We start from the raw sequence: 18,850 nt of genomic DNA on the forward strand, positions 1-18,850 counted from the left end.
AATAGTACGAGCTAGAATGAGGAGGGTGAGTACATACTCCTTGGAAAATGAGGGAAAATAGATTGTGCTTTCCAAAGGGGGGGATATGTGTGAGCCGGCGACTTTCAGATATTCCAACAGGTTCAGTCGAGAGAGATGCTGCTGCGATTCAGGAGCTTCTCCAATATAGCGACGACTTGCAAATTCAGGATTTCGGGCGGGATTGCGAACAAGTGAAGCTGATGTTTTTCGATACGTTGACAGACAGCCAGTCCATTCACGAACAAGTTCTGCAGCCCATCCTTCAAAAACCGGGCGCTGCGATCGCGGACTGTTTGCCAGCCGCCTCGGTCAGCACCGTCCAAACGCTGAGCGAAGCGACTTCGTATTTGCTGAAGGGGTATGTGATCGTACTCCTTACCGGGCAGCAAGACATCGTATGCATCGCAGCCAAATCGAGCTTTACCCGTTCCGTTGATGAACCCGTGAATGAAAAGGTGGTTCGCGGAGCGCATGACGGTTTTATTGAAAATTTGAATGTGAATGTCCATCTGGTCCGGAAAATGATTGAAAATCGGCAATTAACGGTCACGTATTATACCATCGGAAGGGAGACACAGACGCGGGTAGCCCTTCTATATATGAATAACCTGGCAAACAAACAGGTTGTCCAGGAGATGGAAAAACGAATTCAAGCCATCCATGCAGATAGCATATTAGGGACCAATTTTATCGAAGAGTATGTTGAAGACACTCCCTACTCCCCGTTTCCCCAGCTTCTCAGTACAGAGCGCCCTGACCGGGTCACGGCTAATCTGATGGAAGGTAGGGTGGCGTTATTAGCCAGCGGGGCTCCTACGGCTCTGATTTTTCCGGTGACGTTCTTCGCGTTTTACCAATCTCCAGATGACTACAATAGCCGCTGGTTTGCAGGGACATTTTTTCGTTTGATTCGATTGATCAGCTTTTTCATCGCTATTTCATTTCCTGCCATTTACATCGCGACGGTTGCTTTTCGATTTGAAATTTTACCGAGCGACTTGATCATCGCGATCAAGCAATCGATCGATAAAGTTCCCTACCCGCCCTTGGTGGAAGCCTTCATCATGGAAATCACGATCGAACTGATTCGGGAAGCGGGGATTCGCTTGCCCTCGCCACTTGGGCAAACCATCGGCGTGATTGGCGGTATCGTGATCGGGCAAGCGGTGGTGCAGGCAAGCCTCGTCTCCAATATCATGGTCATCGTCGTGGCAATCACGGCGATAGCTGCCTATGTCGTCCCGTCCAATGAAATGGGCACAGCGGTTCGGCTGCTTCGGTTCGGATTCATGATCTCGGCAGCCACGCTCGGACTTTTGGGCATTGTATTGAGCTTTACGCTGCTACTTATTCACCTGTGCGCCCTAGAGTCCTTTGGCACACCTTATTTCGCGCCCCTTTCTACCGGTAAATGGAGGAATCTCAAAGATACGATAGTCCGCTTCCCGATGTGGAAAATGAGCAGCCGGCCCGTTGATGCAACTCCTCAAAGAAACACGCAAGAGACAATCTCTCGAGGGTGGCAACCAGATGATTCCAGAGAATAGGAAAATTTCTCCCCTTCAACTCATGTTCGTCATCATCCAGAGCCAAGTAGGTGCAGGTATTCTTTCGCTGCCCTATCAGGTCCACCTTTCTGCTAAAGGAGATAGCTGGATATCCATGCTGCTCTCGGGAGTGCTCGTACAGATCCTGATTGTGGGGTACTGGATGCTGATGAGCAGAAATCCCGGTTCCACCCTGTTCCGTTTGACAACAGAACGGACAGGGGCCGTTTTCGGATTCCTCATCAATCTGTGCTACATCGGGTACTTTTTGTTCATCGCTACACTCATTCAGCTCAACTATTATGCCATCATCAGCAAATGGGCTTACCCCAACACGCCCAAATGGCTTTTGCTGGGGCTGATGTTTTTGGTCTCGGCTTACTTATGCAAGCAGAGCCTTCAGGTCATCGCTCGATTTTATATCCTCCTGAGCTTTTTGCTGATTCCCGTCATTATCTTGCTCATCCTCGCCATCTCAAAAGGACATTTGATCTATTTGCTGCCAATTGGACAGGCAGGTCTCGGGAACATTTTCTTAGGGATAAAAAGCACCATTGTCGCCATGACCGGCTTTGAGGCGATATTCGTGCTGTTCCCGTATGTGCAAGGTTCCCCGAAAGTCATTTTGAAAAAGCTCATGGCGGCGAATCTCTTGGTCACGTTGTTGTACACGATGACTATTTTTGCTGCTATCACGATTTTTAACTCGAAGCAGCTTATGCTCATCCCGGAGCCGGTTTTATATATGCTAAAGGCTCTGTCTTTCATTGTAATCGAGCGGTTGGAATTCATTTTTCTATCGTTTTGGATAACAAAAGTGATCAGCTCTTCCGCCATCTTCATTTTTTTAAGTGCTGTTGGAATTTCTCATATGCTGAAAAAACAAAGCCACACTCGTTTGGCGGTTCCGGTATCCATGATTCCTTTTGTCATAGCCCTGTGGGCGGACGATCCGTTTATCACGGACAAGATGGCGGACCTGCTAGTAGTGATCAGTCCTGTCATCTTCATCATCATTCCTGCCGTTCTGCTCGTGATTTCTTCTCTTCAAAAAGGAAAAGGGAGGCAAAAGACCGCATGAAACCATCTTTGTTTGCAGCGGGTATCCTCGCTCTTCTCTTTCTCAGTGGATGTTGGGATCAACGAATATTAAAGGACAGAAACCTCATCATTTGCATAGGTAGAGACTTGGCGGAAGAGGGGAAAATTCAAAACTCCTTCGCATTGCTGACGCCAGCCATTAAGCAGACGAGCTCTCCTTCTTCATCGCAGCAACCAGGATCAGGAGCAGTGAGCGGAAAGCAAAAGAATGTGATTTCGGCGGTCGGAGATACGATCAACCAGACAGCGATGATGATGGACAGAAAAACATCGGAAACCGTAGATGATTCAAAAAATCAAGCCGTTCTGATTGGGGAGAAGCTGGCTAGACTGGATCTCTATTCGACACTGGACCTGCTGTACCGGGACCCCATGGGGGAATTAAAAGCGAAGGTTGCCGTTGTGAAAGGCGAGGCCAAACAGCTCATGGAGCATATCGCAGCAAGAGATCCTCTGGTCGGCTCCTACCTCGTCGAGCTGTTGGAAAGCCAGGTGGAAAGACGAATCATACCGGAGGCGACACTCCAATCCATCTATCCATCCCTGCTCGAACACGGAGAGGACCTGATTATTCCATACCTGGGCCTAGTCGATGGGGAACCTGCCGTCATTGGGAGCGTTCTGACTCATGACAAAAAAATGACAGGGACGCTGACTCCGGATGAGTCGCTTCTCAGCATGATGTTTTCAAAATTCGACCTGAAGGGAGCGAGAATCAATCAAAGAATCGGCGGGGATGAAAAGCTGCGCACGCTAGGCTACATCAGTTTCCTGGTGGGAAATGTGAAGAGAAAAATGGATGTAAAAGTGGAGAGTTCTTCCTCTCAGAGCATCATCGTTGACTTGCATGCAAAGCTAAAGGTTACCGTTGTCGAGTATCCGCATAACCAGTTGAACACCGAAGCCAAATTCAATGAACTGAATCGAAAATTATCAAATCAATTAACGAAGGACGCAGAAAAAGTGTTGCACAAGCTGCAGGAAGCCAGATGCGATTTCTATGGGGTAGGCCGTCAGATCATGGCTTTTCATCCGGAAACCTGGAAGAAGCTGGACTGGGACAAGGACTTTTCACGCATTAGCTTTCGCCCCCGGGTGGAGGTAGAGATCAAAGGGACCGGTCTGATTCATTAAAAAAACATCCGTTGACAATGGTGCAGCCGGGATGATAAAGTTCAGAATGTATCAATTGGAAATATCCAACAATTTTAGGAAGGTGGGGTTGTCATGAATTTGTTGAATGATCGTCGCAGACAAAATCACATACATGACGTAACCACACCATATGGGCAAGTCGAGTAGATTTTTATCTCCACGCACATCATGGCGCAGGTTACCTGTCTTCGTAACCGGCGCTTTTTCTATTTGCAATAGAAGAAAAGGCAGATTGCTTGCGAGCGATGTGCCTTTTTTTGTTCATCAGGTCCGAAGTCAGTGCGCTACAAAAGAAGGGGGGTGCAGCGGATGTTCGCGGTTTTAGCAAAACTGAATTGGTTTTTTCGAGAGCATAGAAAGCAATATGTAGTCGCGATTACGCTGTTGATCGTCGGAGGCATCCTGGAGGTGATTCCGCCCAAGATCATCGGGGTGGCGATCGATGAGCTTCAGCTGGGAACCATGACGGCGGAGCGGATGTTTCAGATCATTCTGTTTTATGCGGTCTTGACCGTTGTTCTCTATCTGGTCAATCTCGTCTGGGTGAACAAACTGTTTGGTGGAGCGTACCTGGCAGAGCGGACACTGCGTTCCAAGCTGATGACGCAATTCCTCAAGATGACGCCAACGTTTTATCAGAAGAATCGCACAGGAGACCTAATGGCCCGCGCGACGAACGACCTGAAGGCCGTGTCGATGACGACGGGCTTCGGCATTCTGACCTTGGTGGACTCGGTCAGCTTTACCAGTGTGATTATTTTGACGATGGGCTTTTTGGTCAGCTGGAAATTGACGATTGCTTCCATCCTGCCGCTGCCCTTGATGGCTTACGCGATCAATCGGTACGGCAAGAAAATTCACGAGCGTTTTTCACTGGCGCAGGATGCCTTTGGTGAGCTGAATGACCAGGTGCTAGAGTCGGTCGCCGGCGTCAGGGTCGTCCGCGCCTATGTCCAGGAGACAGCAGATGAGGGACGATTTCGTGCAAAGACGGACGAGGTGTACGAAAAGAATATCGCGGTGGCCAAGGTCGATTCCCTCATCGAGCCTACTGTGAAAATTCTCGTAGGGATCTGTTACATGATCGGCTTGATCTACGGTGGATATCTGGTCTTTCACCAGGAGCTGACACTCGGGGAGCTGGTCTCCTTCAACGTTTACCTGGGGATGCTCATCTGGCCGATGTTCGCGATCGGGGAGCTGATCAACGTCATGCAGCGGGGCAGTGCATCACTCGATCGGGTCAACGAGACGCTGGCGTATCAGGCAGACGTGACGGATCACGAACAGCCCGAGCGACCGGCGATCCCAGAGATGATTCATTTTGATGGTGTGACCTTTCGCTATCCATCCGCCCATGTCGATTCTCTCAAGGACGTCTCGTTTACGCTTGAGCGAGGGGAGGAGCTGGGGATCGTAGGAAGGACCGGAAGCGGCAAAACCACGCTGGTACGCCAGCTGTTGCGGGAATACCCACTGGGGGCGGGGATGGTCACAATCTCGGGCATTCCATTGGAGCAGATTGCGCTCGATCAGCTCAAGCACTGGATCGGCTATGTGCCCCAGGAACAGATCCTGTTCTCCAAAACGGTACGGGAAAATGTGCTCTTCGGCAGCAAAGACGGGACAGAGGAAGAGCTGCATGAGGCATTGCGCCTAGCCGCTTTCGCTCGCGACGTCCAATTTTTGCCGGAAGGGGTGGAAACTGTCGTCGGGGAGAGGGGAGTCGCGCTCTCTGGAGGACAAAAACAGCGGGTATCGATCGCACGGGCTTTGCTGGTTCAGCCGGAAATCCTGATTCTCGACGATGCCATGTCGGCAGTTGACGGCAAGACAGAGGCGGAGATGATCGCCAATATCCGGCGTGAGCGTGCCGGAAAGACCACGATCATCACGACCCACCGTTTGTCTGCCGTAAAGCATGCCGATTGGGTGCTGGTCCTCGATGAAGGGCAAATCGTCGAAGAAGGAACGCATGAGCAGCTCCTCGAACGAGGCGGTTGGTACAAGGAGCAATACATGAGACAACAGATGGAAGCACAATGGACGGAGGGCGAGTGATTCCATGTCGACAGGAAAGCGGTTATTTTATTACGCGGCGATTTTCAAGAAAACAATCCTTTTGGGCCTGCTGATGCTATCCATCGCGGTAGCCGCAGAGCTGACGGGTCCCTTCCTCGCGAAAAAGATGATCGATACCCACATCCTTGGGATCGAGCTTCCGTGGTATGAGACAAACAAGCGTGACGACTCTGCCATGTATCAAGGGAAGTGGTACACCCGCCAAGACCATCTGGCAGAAGGGGAACGGAATGGTGCCCAAGTACGTGTGCTCCAAGTCGGGCGGGCCTATTACTTTATCGACCAACCGATCGTTGCAGATGGCAAGCGTGAGTTCCGGAATGGGACACTCACCATCTCGCATGATTCCGGGAAGGATGTCTATCCGGCACAAATGCTGACCAGTCAGGAGGTCTTTGGCTTCTTTCGTCCGGAGACCAGAGGCTTGCTGATGCTCGCCGGCCTCTATATGGGGCTGCTCGCGATGGCGTCCCTTTTTCATTACGGACAAAAGTTCATGCTGCAGAAATCTGCCAACCAGGTGATACGAAAGCTGCGGGTAGATGTGTTTGCGCATATCCAGCGCTTGCCGATTCCTTATTTCGACAAACTTCCCGCTGGAAAAGTGGTCGCCCGTGTCACCAACGATACGGAGGCAGTGCGCGAGCTCTTTTCCAAGGTGCTCGATCAGTTCTTCAGCAGCTGCATTTATTTGGTGGGTATCTTCATCGCATTGTTCTTGCTCGATGTAAAGCTCGCTTTGGTGTGTCTCGCCATCCTGCCGATCATGGTCGTTTGGGTCATTCTCTATCGGAAGTACGCTGCCGTCTACAATCATGTCATCCGTAGAAGGCTCAGTGACATCAACGCCATGATCAACGAGTCCATCCAAGGAATGGCCATCATTCAGGCGTTTCGCAGAGAAAAGGAAACCAAGCGGGAATTTGACGAGCTCAATGAAGAGATCTTCACTTACCAGAAAAAGATGCAGTTTTTCAACTCGGTGGCTTCCTTCAATCTGGTGCATTTTTTGCGCAATCTCGCTTTCATCCTATTCATCTGGTATGTGGGTGGAGCATCGGAGGGGATCGGAAGCCTGTTTACGCTTGGTGTCTTGTACGCCTTTGTCGACTATCTCAACCGACTGTTTCAGCCGATCACTCAAATCGTCAACCAGTTGTCCTTGCTGGAGCAGGCACGGGTAGCGGCAGAGCGGGTATTCGAACTGATCGATGAGGAAGGGATTCCCGTCGATCCGGGGAAAATTCCTTGCTATCAGGGGAATGTCCGCTTTGAAAATGTCACGTTTGCGTACCAGGCAGACCGATACGTGCTGCGCCAGGTTTCATTCGAGGCGTGGCCGGGAGAAACGGTCGCGCTGGTCGGACATACAGGCTCGGGGAAAAGCTCCATCATCAATCTGCTGTTCCGCTTTTACGATATCAGTGACGGGGCGATTCTGATCGACGGGAAAAATGTGCAGGACATGACGAAGCAGCAGGTACGACAGCATATGGGGATCGTCCTGCAGGACCCGTTTTTGTTTACGGGGACGATTCTTTCCAATGTGACCCTGTCCGACCCGTCGATTTCGCGGGAAAAGGCGGAAAAAGCGCTGCGGGATGTTGGGGCAGAGCAGCTTCTGCGCACACTGCCGAAAGGCTTTGACGAGCCCGTCATGGAGAAAGGAAGCACCCTTTCCGCGGGTCAACGCCAGCTCATTTCGTTTGCACGAGCCCTTGCCTTTGACCCCGCAATACTCGTGCTGGATGAAGCCACGGCAAGCATCGACACCGAGACGGAGGGCATCATCCAAGAGGCGCTTGAGGTCTTGAAAAAAGGCAGGACTACGTTCATCATCGCTCATCGGCTGTCGACGATCAAAAATGCGGATCAGATTCTCGTCTTGGATCGGGGAACCATCGTAGAACGTGGCAAGCACGACGATCTGATGGAGAAGAGAGGAAAGTATTTTCAAATGTATCAACTGCAGCAAGGGGAACGTTCATCGAATGGCGCAGTGCTGTCAGCGCCGTGAGCCCGTAAAAAGCCGAGGAAAACTTGGGGATGCTCTCCCTTGTTTTCACGGCTTTTTTCGTTCCAAGAAACGGGGATCCTTTTTTTGCCAAGAATGCTAAACGGATTATCAGATTTGAAAAGGGCATGAGCTTCGTTTGTGACTGAATATTCCACCAAAAGTCATATTCAAGATTGACAATTTTTAGGCGAGGCGAAATGCGGAAAAAGGCGGTATGACGGGAAAAATCGCTTTGGCATGTTGCTTGCTATATACGTTCGAGCAAGAAGGGAGGGACTTGTGCAGAAATGACTTCGATTCAAGTGATTCTCGCGATCGTTTCCGGTGGGATTGTCGGATTTGTTTTAGGTTTGCTTGGTGGGGGCGGTTCGATTTTGGCAACTCCTCTTTTGCTTTACATAGTTGGAGTTCAGGACCCGCATGTCGTAATAGGAACCTCGGCATTCGCGGTTGCGGTAAATGCTTACATCAATTTCATTCCCCACGCGAAGGCCGGTCATGTCCGATGGAAAGCAGCAGCCTGTTTCGCCATTCTCGGTTCGATTGGAGCTTTTTTCGGGTCATTTGTCGGCAAGTTGATACCTGGAAAGCAACTGTTATTTTTCTTTGCGGTTTTCATGATTGTCATGGCTGTCCGAATGTCCATGCCCAAGAAAAAGAGTGAGGAAACGGTTGACGCAGGCGCTCAGGTTCGTTTTCTGCGAGTTGCTGTCATCGCTCTTGCGGTGGGGGCGCTGTCCGGATTCTTTGGAATTGGGGGAGGCTTCCTCATTGTTCCTGGACTGATGTTCGCAACAAAGATGCCAATGATTGCAGCCATCGGCTCATCATTGCTTTCGGTAGGGACTATTGGTATGACAACGGCAATGAATTACAGTCTGTCCGGGCTGGTGAACTGGTGGGTAGTGCTGGCGTTTGTCGGCGGAGGAATGATCGGCGGGTTAGCAGGCTTTTTCCTCGCCAATCGGTTAAGCCAACAGCGACGGGTACTCCAATATTTGTTCTCCGGGGTCGTGATGGCAGTAGCCATTTACATGCTGTTCATCAATGCAGAAGCCTTGAATTTGTGAAGGTCACTTTGAATAGAGATGGGGTGGAGGGAAATGTCAGGGACGAAGACGCATTACAAAATAGTCATCGTCGGCGGCGGAAGCGCGGGAATTACGGTTGCTGCCCGTCTCCTGCGGCTATCGCGCGATTTGGTTGGAAATGTTGCCATCATTGATCCTGCAAGGAAACACTACTATCAACCATTATGGACGCTAGTGGGCGCTGGTGAATGTACCAAGGAGGCTACGGAACGGGAGGAGGCCTCGGTGATCCCGAAAGGCGCTGCATGGGTGCAAGATGCCGTCACCGAATTTCGGCCGAACGAGAATGCCATCGTATTGGCGTCGGGAAGCAAATTGAACTATGACTATCTGGTGGTCGCTGCAGGCATTCAAATCGATTGGGATAAGGTGAAGGGGCTAAAAGAGAGCATTGGCAAGGAAGGTGTATGCAGCAATTACTCTTACGATTATGTCGAGAGCACGTGGGACACCATTCGGAATTTTAAAAGAGGAACGGCGATTTTTACCAACCCGAACACTCCGGTGAAATGCGGCGGGGCTCCCCAGAAAATCATGTATCTGGCGGACGATTATTTCCTCAAATCAGGCGTCCGGTCTCAAGCCTCCATCACGTTTGTCTCTGGCGGAGCGACGATATTCGGTGTGAAAAAATACGCGGACGCATTATCGCGAGTCATTGAAAGAAAGCAAATAGAGACGCGGTTTAGGCATAACCTGATCGAAATCATCCGTGATAAGAAACAAGCAGTTTTCGAGAACCTCGATACGGGCGATCACGTGATCATGCCCTATGACATGCTCCATGCGGTGCCGCCGATGAGCGCCCCCGATATGATTAAAAAAAGTCCGCTTGCCGCAAGCGATGGTTGGCTCGACGTGGATAAGTGGACGCTGCAGCATAAACGCTTCGGCAACGTATTTGGGATTGGGGATTGCACGAATTTGCCAACATCAAAGACAGGGGCTGCGATCCGCAAGCAAGGGCCGGTGGTCGTGCAAAATCTTTTATCCTTGATGAGCGGAAAGCCCATTCGCAACCAGTACAAGGGTTATACCTCATGTCCGCTCGTGACGGGCTACGGAAAATTGATATTAGCTGAGTTTGATTATGAGATGAATCCCCAAGAGTCGTTTCCCTTTGATCAATCCCGTGAAAGGCTAAGCATGTATCTTCTGAAAAAAGAATTGCTTCCTGTCATGTATTGGCATGGCATGCTCAAAGGCTTCATGTAAACGGAGAGTGTGGGAGGTTGACGTATGTTACTCAAATATTTCTATGATGAAAAATTGGCTGCGGCGTCCTACCTGGTGGGATGCCAGGCGACCGGTGAGGCGATCGTGATTGATCCGGCGCGCGATATCGAAAAGTATGCCAAAGCGGCGAAAGTCAACGGGGTAAAGATAGTCGGCGTGACGGAAACGCATATTCATGCGGATTATGTCTCCGGCGCAAGGGAGATTGCTTCGAGACTCGGAGCTGTTTTGTATTTGTCCAATGAAGGGGGGCCCGATTGGAGTTACCAATACGCAAGCGAGTACAAACACCGTTTCCTCCAAGACGGGGACACATTCAACATTGGCAACCTGACATTCGAAGTGCTCCATACACCGGGACATACGCCAGAGCATATCTCCCTGCTCTTGACGGATGGAGGCTCGCCGGCGAAAGGACCGATCGGAATTTTTACAGGCGACTTCGTGTTTGTCGGAGACGTTGGACGTCCGGACCTTCTGGAGAAAACGGCAAACGTGAGCGGCTCCACCGAAGTGATGGCACGTAACATGTTTCGCTCTTTATCACGCTTCAAAAAGCTTCCAGACTATCTTCAAGTCTGGCCTGCGCATGGGGCAGGCAGTGCGTGCGGCAAGGCCATAGGGGCAGTCCAGTCAAGCACTGTCGGTTATGAAAAGCGTACGAATTGGGCGTTGCAGCATGAGGATGAGGATGATTTTATTCAGAGCTTGCTGGAAGGGCAGCCGGAGCCGCCCACATATTTCTCGAGGATGAAGCAAGTGAACAAGGAAGGGGCACGGCTGCTGCGAGAGATTCATGCGCCGCTTCACTTGGATGGCTCTATAGACATAGTCGAAACGTGGGTGGACCAAGGCTTGGTAGTGGACACTCGACCAGCAAAAGTCTTCGCCCAGAAACATGTACAGGGAGTAATCAATATTCCATACGACAAGTCATTTGTCACGTGGGCGGGATGGCTGCTGAATGATGATCGACCGATTTACCTATTGGCCGAAAAGCAGTCGGTTCCGGATATCTTGCTGGATTTGCAGTCTATCGGAATGGATCACGTGGCTTCCACGATGGACTTGACTGTCTTCGATCTCCATGGCGACTCGAGGTTTGGGAAATATGAAGAAGCGACACCTGAGGAGGTGGGGGATGCGGTGCAAACAGGACAACTGCATGTGCTTGATGTCCGTTATGAAAAAGAACGGGCGGAAGGGTACATCCCCGGGGCAGCACCTATCATGCTCGGTTTTTTGCCGCAGAGACTTCGGGAATTACCGCGCGACAAACCGATCCTGGTCCAATGCAAAACAGGTAAAAGATCAGCCATCGGCGTGAGTCTCCTGCAAGCGAACGGGTTTAAGCATGTACAGAATCTGATCGGCGGTTATGACGAGTGGGTCAAACAAGGACTTCCGATCGTCAAGTGAGTAGGGATAAGGAACCGATCTCCTGACAGATACTCTCTGGAATAAGCGTAGAGATTCCCTAGTAACAAAAAAGCTGCCCCCATCGAAGAAATGGGAAGGCAGCTTTTCGTTTGGTGATGGCTTACATGAAGACAAAGAAGATGATCGCAGCCAGCACGATGCGGTACAAGGCGAACGGAACCAGCTTGATCTTGTTGATCAGCTGGAGGAAGAAGCGAATGGCCAGCAGGGCAAAAATGAAGGCACTGATGAATCCCACGATGAAAAAGGGGAGTGTATCAGCCGTGATGTACTGCCAGTGCTTCAATAGTGACAGGAAGCTGGCGCCTGCCATGACAGGAACCGCCATGATAAAGGTAAAGTCGGAGGCTGCACGGTGACTGAGGCCGAGCAGCACGCCTCCTGAAATGGTAGAACCCGAGCGGGAAAAACCCGGCCAAAGGGCAATACATTGAAACAGGCCGATGATGAGAGCTTGCTTGTACGTGATCTGGTCGACGCTCGCAGCTTTTGGCTTGCCTGGACGGAACCAGTCTGCGGCAATCATCAGAAGCGCTCCTGCTACCAGTCCAATCAGCACGGTGTTGATCGAGAACAGATACTCATCGATGTAATCATTAAACAGCAAACCCAGTACGGCAGCCGGCAATAGACCAACAAAGACCTGCGACAAACGGAGCTTGTGTCCGGGGCCGTTTCCATCCGGAGACATTTTTTTCAGACCGAGAAGGCTGAGAAAGCGATCCTTAAAGACGATGACGGCAGCTAAAATCGAGCCGAGCTGGATGACCACCTTGAAGGTGTTCGCAACTTCAGGCGAAAACAGGGCCTTTGAGTGCAATAGGGTATCATCGACGATAATCATGTGCCCAGTTGAAGAGACAGGCGCAAATTCCGTGAGACCTTCTACGAGTCCCAACACAAACGCCACGAAGATTTGCCAAAGATCCATGGTTACTCACCTTTCCAAAAACGCCCCTCTAGTTTGGGCGCATGTTTTTATAGGAGTTGTCCCTCATACACTGTAATACAAAAGCCGTGAAATAGTAAGCCTTTCCTTGATCAACCAAATGACCAAGAGAAGATACGTATGACGTTATCCAAATGGTACAGGACATCCGAAAAAAGATATCGGAAAATATCCTGCTCAGGGTATGATGATAGCAGGCAAGACCCCTACTATGAACAAAAGGAGAATCGCATATGCCACAATTAATCGTACGAGGCATCAAACCAGAAAAATTGGCAACAGTCAGTGAGCCGCTCCTTGAGGAATTGGCCGTTCTCTGCGGCTGCGGCACGGATAATTTTACGATCGAGTGTTTACATACGACAGGTGTTTTTGGAGGAGGGGTGGTAGAATCCTTTCCTTTCGTAGAAGTGGCATGGTTCGAGCGGGGACAGGAGACGCGAGACAAGTTTGCGGAAATCGTCACACGGCACGTCCTGTCACTCGACATCCCAGAAGTGGAAATGGCCTTTATTGCCTACCAAAAGGAAAGCTACTACGCGAATGGAAAACATTTTTAGACAGATTTCCCGGGAAAGATTTTTCGGTTTCGACAGGCTTGTTCGATCTACAGAAGTAAGGCAGTCCAAAACAGGAAGCAACTGTTTTGGACTGCCTTTTTTGAGCGCTTAATAAACCCCCATTTCGATTCTTACAGGAGACGAGCGATGTTCTCCAAGGAAAGCTCGGCGGATTGAATCGTGTTGCGGAAAGCCCCTTTCGATGTCTCGCCCAGGTGATATTCGTGCAGGGCGTCGGTGTCTTTCAGCATATTTCCAGTCAAGATGCAGACGGCGGTTTCGTCCTTGTCGATGATTTGCTGGGAAACGAGCTTGCGCAGGCCGGCCACCGTTGCAGCAGAAGCAGGCTCACAGCCGATCCCGCTCTTGTCCACCAAGGCTTTGGCATCCAGGATTTCCTGGTCGGTGACGGAGCATGTCACGCCTCGTGTCTCCTCAAGTGTGCGCAACGCTTTTTTCCAGCTGGGCGGATTGCCGATGTTGAGAGCCGAAGCTCGTGTGTAGGGATGAGGCTCTGGGATGAGCTGGGTGCGCCCTTTCGACACCATCTGGTGAAATGGACTGGCACCTTCCGCCTGGACGAGGGCGACACGGGGAACCTTTTCGATAAAACCGAGAGTCTTCAGATCCTGGAGTCCTTTTCCCAGTGCCGTCACATTGCTCAACGCACCGCCGGGAATCACCACCCAATCAGGCAGATTCCAGTTCAGATACTGGGCAATTTCATACACGATGCTCTTTTGCCCTTCTATGCGGAACGGGTTGATCGAGTTGCAGATGTAGAGGCCGAGCTCCTTGCTGTGCTGCTCGTAGAAGCGGATGCCGTCGTCATAGGTACCGTCAAAGCTGATGACCCTGGCCCCGTAAGCAAGTGTCTGCAGTACTTTGTTCAGAGAGATGTTTTTGTTCGGGACGAATACATACGATTCGCCCTGTGCCATGCTGGCGTACATGGCCAGAGAAGAGGAAGTGTTGCCTGTGGACGTGCAGGTAAAGCGCTTGTAGCCGAGGGAGCGCCCGTGGGAGACAGCGACAGTCATCCCGTTGTCTTTAAAAGAGCCGCTTGGATTTTCACTTTGCGCTTTCAGCAGGACTTTACGATTCCCGGTGTATGACTGAAGCAGCTCAGAGGAGTACAGGCCGGTATTGCCCTCGTATTTGGTCGTAATGAACTCTTCCGCGAGCTCGGGAAAGATCAGCTCCTTGTAGCGCCACACTCCGCTGGCATAGGGAGTCATGCGTTCTGACAGGCGATCGTGAAAGACGCGCTTCAACTGTTCCGCGTCCAGATGCTTGGTGTCGTGGACAATGTCAAACAAGCCGCCGCACACGCATTGATAGTCAAAGGATTCAGCAGGGTATTCCTTGTTGCAATCGACACAAACCAATTTCATCAGCCATGAGATCCAGCCATCCTGGGGATGAGTGGCTCTCTCCACCTCTTTTCTATGTATTTTGTTGGCGTAAAAAGAAACCGACTTATGCCCTATATAGTAGCGGGAGGATGTTGGGATGTAAATGCGAAATATTCTTGAAAAAGATCGGGCTCAATAAAAAACAGGAAGGAGCATGAAGCTGCTCGATCCTGTTTGGGTTACAGATTCTTATTCAATTCCACCAGCTCTTGCTGGGTCAGGTCGCGCCATTGTCCGATCTTGAGATTGTCCAGCTGGATGTTCATGATCCTTACCCGTTTGAGCTGGCGCACCTGATAGCCGAACGCCTGGCACATGCGTCTGATCTGGCGGTTGAGGCCTTGGGTGAGGATGATTTTGAAGACACGGTCGCCGATTTTGGTGACCTTGCAAGGCTTGGTGACGGTACCGAGGATTCGGACGCCTCCGGACATCCCCTGCACGAACTCTGGCGTGATGGGCTTGTCGACGGTGACGATGTACTCTTTTTCGTGGTTGTTCTCTGCCCTCAGGATTTTGTTGACGATATCCCCGTCATTGGTGAGCAGGATCAACCCCTGGGAATCTTTATCCAGTCTGCCGATGGGGAAGATACGCTCGGGGTGATTGACGAAATCGACGATATTCCCTTTGACATGAAGTTCGGTCGTGCAGGTGATCCCCACAGGCTTGTTGAGCGCGATGTAGACTGCTTTTTTCTTGGCTCCGACAGGTTGTCCATCGATGCGTACATCGTCGCCCGGTGCTACGGTGCTGCCCAGCTCGGCCAGCTTGCCATTGATCGTCACCCGCCTGGCTTCGATGAGCTTGTCGGACTCTCTGCGCGAGCAAAAGCCGGTTTCGCTTATGTACTTATTGATTCGCATGCAACTGTTCCTTTCATAGCTTCTGCTGTTTTTCGAGCAGCTTATTGCGCCAGGGCAGGGCGAGCTCCTCCACTTCGAGCATCCGCGCCAGCGCCTTTGGGTCTGGAGCTGTCTCGTGGAAGTACAAGTGGTGAATCGATGCGACACTCACCTGCAAGGGATGGGCGGACAGCTGGATGATAGGGGAATCCGACTTGATCGTTCCTTCCTGCAAGACACGGAAAAAGTACCCGGTGTACCCGGTCGCGATGATGTGTTTTAACAGCTGGTTGTTGTTATTGCGTTTATTAATCGTGGCACAAGGATATCGACCTTGTGTGACTTGCAGAATCGCTTCCCCGAACTGATAGACATCCCCGATGCACACCTGATCTTCACGCATATTTTCGGCAGTCACATTTTCACCGAATGCCGATTTTTCCAATGGTAGATCGAGTTCCTTCTCCCAATGGGCATAATGTTCAAAAGGATAGAGGCAGACGACACGGTCTGGGCCGCCGTGATACGCATGATTGGCCACATCGTCCTCTGCGATTTGATGAGCGTGGACATGCAGCTCGTCCGTTTGCTCCTTCCATATGCCGGAGCGAAATTCTTGTCCGTTGTATAGCTTGTTCTTGGGCAATCCTTTGCTCACGTATACGATTTTTCTGTCTGACATTTCATTCACTCCCAACATCTGCACTCCCTTCATACTATAACAAATCCCCATCCGCTACCACTGTGCACAGGGACATCCTCTGGCAACTCTGGTATGATGGTGAAAAGGAAGATACAGGAGGCTTATGTCCCATGCAATCGTCGGGTGTGGTACTGCACACAGATAAATATCAGATTAACATGATGTATGCCCATTGGATCAATGGCACGCACAATCGGAAAGTGGCGTTTGAGGCTTATTTCCGAAAGCTGCCTTTTGGCAATGGCTATGCCGTATCGGCCGGGCTGGAGCGGATCGTCGCGTACATACAGAACCTGCGTTTTGAAGAGAGCGATCTCGTCTATCTGAGTGAGCAGGAGGAGAACTACGACCCTGCTTTTCTGGAGGAACTGCGGAGTCTGCAGTTTACGGGGACGCTGTACTCGGTAAAGGAAGGCACGCTGGTATTTCCGAATGAACCGCTGATCCGCGTCGAAGGCCGGATGATGGAGGCGCAGCTGGTGGAAACTGCTCTGCTGAACTACATGAACTATCAGACTCTGATCGCGACCAAGGCTTCCCGCATTAAAAATGTGGCGGGCTCCGACGTTCTGATGGAATTCGGAACCCGGCGCGCACAGGAAGCAGACGCAGCGCTGTGGGGGACGAGAGCGGCTTATGTAGGCGGCTTCGACGCTACCTCCAACATGCTGGCAGGCAAAATGTTCAACATCCCGACAAAAGGGACGCACGCCCATTCCTGGGTGCAGAGCTTTGATAGCGAGGAAGAGGCATTCGAGCGTTTTGCCCAGGCGCTGCCAGGCCAGGTAACTCTTCTCGTAGATACGTACGATACGCTCAGCAGCGGAGTCCCTCATGCGATCGCACTGGGCAAAAAGCTGGAAGCGGAAGGGAAACAGCTGTCCGCAGTCAGACTGGATAGCGGTGATCTGGCTTACCTGTCGATCAAGACGCGGGAGATGCTGGACAAAGCGGGGCTGAATTACGTCAAGATCGTCGCATCCAACGACCTCGATGAGCATACGATCATGAACCTCAAGGTGCAGGGTGCGAAAGTGGACAGCTGGGGTGTCGGCACGCAGCTGATTACGGCGGCTGATCAACCGACTCTGGGCGGTGTCTACAAGCTGGTAGCGAGAGAGGGAGCGAATGGCGAATATTTGCCGACGATCAAAATCTCGGGCAATCCGGAGAAAGTGACGAATCCCGGAATCAAGGATATGTATCGTCTGATCGATCCGGAGACGAACAAGGCCATCGCTGACTACCTCTGTTTCCCGCATGAGGAACTGGTGTCGACGGGAGCTCCCCTGCACCTCTTCAATCCGAGCCATCCGTATCTGAACAAGCAGCTGAAAAAGTACAAAGCGGAAGCGCTTCTCGTCCCGGTCTTTCTCGATGGCGAGCTCGTGTACGACTTGCCGTCTCTGGAAGAGATTCGCGCCTATCACCGCGAGCAGCTGAATCTGTTCTGGCCGGAGTACTTGCGGATGCTCAATCCGGAGCATTACCGCCTGTATATGAGCGACGAGGTCTGGGAGACGAAGAATCGTTTGATGAAAGAACACATGCAAAAATAAGGAAACAGGCAGCGTTCAAAAGCAGGCACAATCCCTGTGGATGGGCGTTGCTTTTTTTATTTTCACCGATTATCCTAGCAGGTAGGAATGTATCTTTGTCGAATTAGTCGGATTATTATTTTTCTGCCTGTTTTTTTGCAAAGGAAGGGAAGGGGGATACACATGCCAATCAAATTGCCTGACGAGCTGCCAGCAACGGAAATACTGGCTGGGGAAAACATTTTCGTGATGAAGGAGAGCAGAGCCTTCACGCAGGACATCCGGCCGCTGCGCATCGTCATTTTAAACCTGATGCCAGTCAAGGAAACGACTGAAACCCAGTTGCTCCGTCTCCTGGGGAACACACCGTTGCAGGTGGAAATCGTGCTGCTTCACATGTCCACTCACACCTCTAAAAACACATCGGAAGAGCATTTGTCGATGTTCTATAAAACGTTTGAGGAAATCAAGCATGAGCGCTTTGACGGAATGGTGATCACCGGAGCGCCCGTTGAACAGCTTGAATTTGAGGAAGTGACATACTGGAAGGAGCTGCAGGAAATTCTCGATTGGAAGATGACGAATGTCACCTCCACGCTCCACATTTGCTGGGGAGCGCAAGCGGGGCTGTATCATCACTTTGGAGTTCCCAAGCATCCGCTGCCGGAAAAGATCTTCGGAATATTCCCGCACACGCTGAACAAGCAGAATGTAAAGCTGTTCCGCGGGTTTGACAACTACTTTCACATCCCGCACTCCCGTCATACGGAAAATCGCCGGGAGGACATCGAGAAAGTGCCGGAGCTGGAGATCTTGTCAGAATCCGAGGAGTCGGGCATTTACGTCGTGGCGACCAAGGACGAACGGCAAATTTTCGTGACAGGGCACTCCGAGTACGATCCCACGACCTTGCAGGACGAGTACCAGCGCGACGTGGGCAAGGGGCTGGATATCGCGGTTCCGCGAAATTACTATCCCAAAGATGATCCGAACCGCGAGCCGATCGTCACCTGGCGCGCGCACGCAAACCTGATGTTCTCCAACTGGCTGAACTACTACGTCTACCAGGAAACGCCATACGATTTGAACAATGGCAAGTAAGAACAAAAAAGCGACCATCCGAGCCGATCGGATGGTTTTTTTACAGAGA

Annotated in this window: 15 protein-coding genes; 11 read left to right on the forward strand and 4 right to left on the reverse strand. The window is 51.1% G+C overall.

The annotated features are described in order from the left end of the window. Positions 1–89 precede the first annotated feature (89 nt). The 8 genes from JNE38_RS04035 (at position 90) to JNE38_RS04070 (ending at position 11,669) form a co-directional block, all read left to right on the forward strand. Positions 90–1,568, forward strand: coding sequence for a spore germination protein (locus tag JNE38_RS04035; protein WP_238933551.1), 1,479 nt, complete (start codon positions 90–92; stop codon positions 1,566–1,568). Then, complete coding sequence (locus JNE38_RS04040; protein WP_203355356.1) at positions 1,552–2,649, forward strand: GerAB/ArcD/ProY family transporter; 1,098 nt, start codon at positions 1,552–1,554, stop codon at positions 2,647–2,649. The genes JNE38_RS04035 and JNE38_RS04040 overlap by 17 nt, the downstream gene beginning before the upstream one ends. After that, positions 2,646–3,803: a Ger(x)C family spore germination protein gene (locus JNE38_RS04045; protein ID WP_203355357.1), complete on the forward strand. Its 1,158-nt coding sequence runs from the start codon at positions 2,646–2,648 to the stop codon at positions 3,801–3,803. Before JNE38_RS04040 ends, JNE38_RS04045 begins: the two co-directional genes overlap by 4 nt. Before the next feature lie 330 nt (positions 3,804–4,133). After that, the gene (locus tag JNE38_RS04050) at positions 4,134–5,885 is read left to right on the forward strand and encodes an ABC transporter ATP-binding protein (protein WP_203355358.1); all 1,752 of its coding nucleotides are present in this window, start codon (positions 4,134–4,136) and stop codon (positions 5,883–5,885) included. 4 nt (positions 5,886–5,889) lie between these two features. Further along, positions 5,890–7,923, forward strand: a complete 2,034-nt coding sequence (locus JNE38_RS04055; protein ID WP_203355359.1) for an ABC transporter ATP-binding protein — start codon at positions 5,890–5,892, stop codon at positions 7,921–7,923. Between the two features lie 287 nt (positions 7,924–8,210). Next, positions 8,211–8,993 (forward strand): sulfite exporter TauE/SafE family protein, encoded by a 783-nt coding sequence (locus JNE38_RS04060; RefSeq protein WP_203355360.1) that lies wholly within the window; start codon positions 8,211–8,213, stop codon positions 8,991–8,993. A 33-nt stretch (positions 8,994–9,026) separates the two neighbouring features. Then, the gene (locus tag JNE38_RS04065) at positions 9,027–10,229 is read left to right on the forward strand and encodes an FAD/NAD(P)-binding oxidoreductase (protein WP_203355361.1); all 1,203 of its coding nucleotides are present in this window, start codon (positions 9,027–9,029) and stop codon (positions 10,227–10,229) included. Between the two features lie 24 nt (positions 10,230–10,253). Beyond that, on the forward strand, positions 10,254–11,669 hold the full coding sequence (locus JNE38_RS04070; RefSeq protein WP_203355362.1) for an MBL fold metallo-hydrolase: 1,416 nt from the start codon (positions 10,254–10,256) through the stop codon (positions 11,667–11,669). A 121-nt stretch (positions 11,670–11,790) separates the two neighbouring features. On the opposite strand, the gene JNE38_RS04075 is transcribed toward JNE38_RS04070, so the two are convergent. Then, positions 11,791–12,621, reverse strand: a complete 831-nt coding sequence (locus tag JNE38_RS04075) for an undecaprenyl-diphosphate phosphatase (RefSeq protein WP_203355363.1) — start codon at positions 12,619–12,621, stop codon at positions 11,791–11,793. Positions 12,622–12,872: 251 nt separating this feature from the next. On the opposite strand from JNE38_RS04075, the gene JNE38_RS04080 reads away from it, so the two are divergent. Beyond that, positions 12,873–13,199, forward strand: a complete 327-nt coding sequence (locus JNE38_RS04080; RefSeq protein WP_203355364.1) for a DUF1904 family protein — start codon at positions 12,873–12,875, stop codon at positions 13,197–13,199. Positions 13,200–13,330: 131 nt separating this feature from the next. Here JNE38_RS04080 and thrC read toward each other — a convergent pair whose 3' ends face one another. The 3 genes from thrC to JNE38_RS04095 all read right to left on the reverse strand — a co-directional run bounded on the left by thrC (position 13,331) and on the right by JNE38_RS04095 (position 16,141). Further along, the gene (gene thrC, locus JNE38_RS04085) at positions 13,331–14,593 is read right to left on the reverse strand and encodes a threonine synthase (protein ID WP_203355365.1); all 1,263 of its coding nucleotides are present in this window, start codon (positions 14,591–14,593) and stop codon (positions 13,331–13,333) included. Positions 14,594–14,793: 200 nt separating this feature from the next. Continuing rightward, positions 14,794–15,480 (reverse strand): 23S rRNA pseudouridine(2604) synthase RluF, encoded by a 687-nt coding sequence (rluF, locus tag JNE38_RS04090; protein WP_203355366.1) that lies wholly within the window; start codon positions 15,478–15,480, stop codon positions 14,794–14,796. A 13-nt stretch (positions 15,481–15,493) separates the two neighbouring features. Continuing rightward, positions 15,494–16,141, reverse strand: coding sequence for an MOSC domain-containing protein (locus JNE38_RS04095; RefSeq protein ID WP_203355367.1), 648 nt, complete (start codon positions 16,139–16,141; stop codon positions 15,494–15,496). 131 nt (positions 16,142–16,272) lie between these two features. Here JNE38_RS04095 and JNE38_RS04100 point away from each other — a divergent pair, with 131 nt between their 5' ends. Together JNE38_RS04100 and metA are read left to right on the forward strand one after the other, a co-directional pair. Next, on the forward strand, positions 16,273–17,721 hold the full coding sequence (locus JNE38_RS04100; RefSeq protein ID WP_203355368.1) for a nicotinate phosphoribosyltransferase: 1,449 nt from the start codon (positions 16,273–16,275) through the stop codon (positions 17,719–17,721). Positions 17,722–17,883: 162 nt separating this feature from the next. Further along, a complete protein-coding gene (gene metA, locus JNE38_RS04105) occupies positions 17,884–18,801 on the forward strand; it encodes a homoserine O-acetyltransferase MetA (RefSeq protein ID WP_203355369.1) in 918 nt (305 codons plus the stop codon). Positions 18,802–18,850: the final 49 nt, after the last annotated feature.

This window comes from Brevibacillus choshinensis (assembly GCF_016811915.1).
GTDB classification, from domain to species: Bacteria; Bacillota; Bacilli; order Brevibacillales; family Brevibacillaceae; genus Brevibacillus; species Brevibacillus choshinensis_A.

What these genes read in the sequence shown, in the direction of transcription:
- JNE38_RS04040 (WP_203355356.1), top strand. Translation starts at nt 1,552, where the DNA reads ATGATTCCAGAGAATAGGAAAATTTCTCCCCTTCAACTCATGTTCGTC.
- JNE38_RS04045 (WP_203355357.1), top strand. Translation starts at nt 2,646, where the DNA reads ATGAAACCATCTTTGTTTGCAGCGGGTATCCTCGCTCTTCTCTTTCTC.
- JNE38_RS04050 (WP_203355358.1), top strand. Translation starts at nt 4,134, where the DNA reads ATGTTCGCGGTTTTAGCAAAACTGAATTGGTTTTTTCGAGAGCATAGA.
- JNE38_RS04055 (WP_203355359.1), top strand. Translation starts at nt 5,890, where the DNA reads ATGTCGACAGGAAAGCGGTTATTTTATTACGCGGCGATTTTCAAGAAA.
- JNE38_RS04060 (WP_203355360.1), top strand. Translation starts at nt 8,211, where the DNA reads ATGACTTCGATTCAAGTGATTCTCGCGATCGTTTCCGGTGGGATTGTC.
- JNE38_RS04065 (WP_203355361.1), top strand. Translation starts at nt 9,027, where the DNA reads ATGTCAGGGACGAAGACGCATTACAAAATAGTCATCGTCGGCGGCGGA.
- JNE38_RS04070 (WP_203355362.1), top strand. Translation starts at nt 10,254, where the DNA reads ATGTTACTCAAATATTTCTATGATGAAAAATTGGCTGCGGCGTCCTAC.
- JNE38_RS04075 (WP_203355363.1), bottom strand. Translation starts at nt 12,621, where the DNA reads ATGGATCTTTGGCAAATCTTCGTGGCGTTTGTGTTGGGACTCGTAGAA.
- JNE38_RS04080 (WP_203355364.1), top strand. Translation starts at nt 12,873, where the DNA reads ATGCCACAATTAATCGTACGAGGCATCAAACCAGAAAAATTGGCAACA.
- thrC (WP_203355365.1), bottom strand. Translation starts at nt 14,593, where the DNA reads ATGAAATTGGTTTGTGTCGATTGCAACAAGGAATACCCTGCTGAATCC.
- rluF (WP_203355366.1), bottom strand. Translation starts at nt 15,480, where the DNA reads ATGCGAATCAATAAGTACATAAGCGAAACCGGCTTTTGCTCGCGCAGA.
- JNE38_RS04095 (WP_203355367.1), bottom strand. Translation starts at nt 16,141, where the DNA reads ATGTCAGACAGAAAAATCGTATACGTGAGCAAAGGATTGCCCAAGAAC.
- JNE38_RS04100 (WP_203355368.1), top strand. Translation starts at nt 16,273, where the DNA reads ATGCAATCGTCGGGTGTGGTACTGCACACAGATAAATATCAGATTAAC.
- metA (WP_203355369.1), top strand. Translation starts at nt 17,884, where the DNA reads ATGCCAATCAAATTGCCTGACGAGCTGCCAGCAACGGAAATACTGGCT.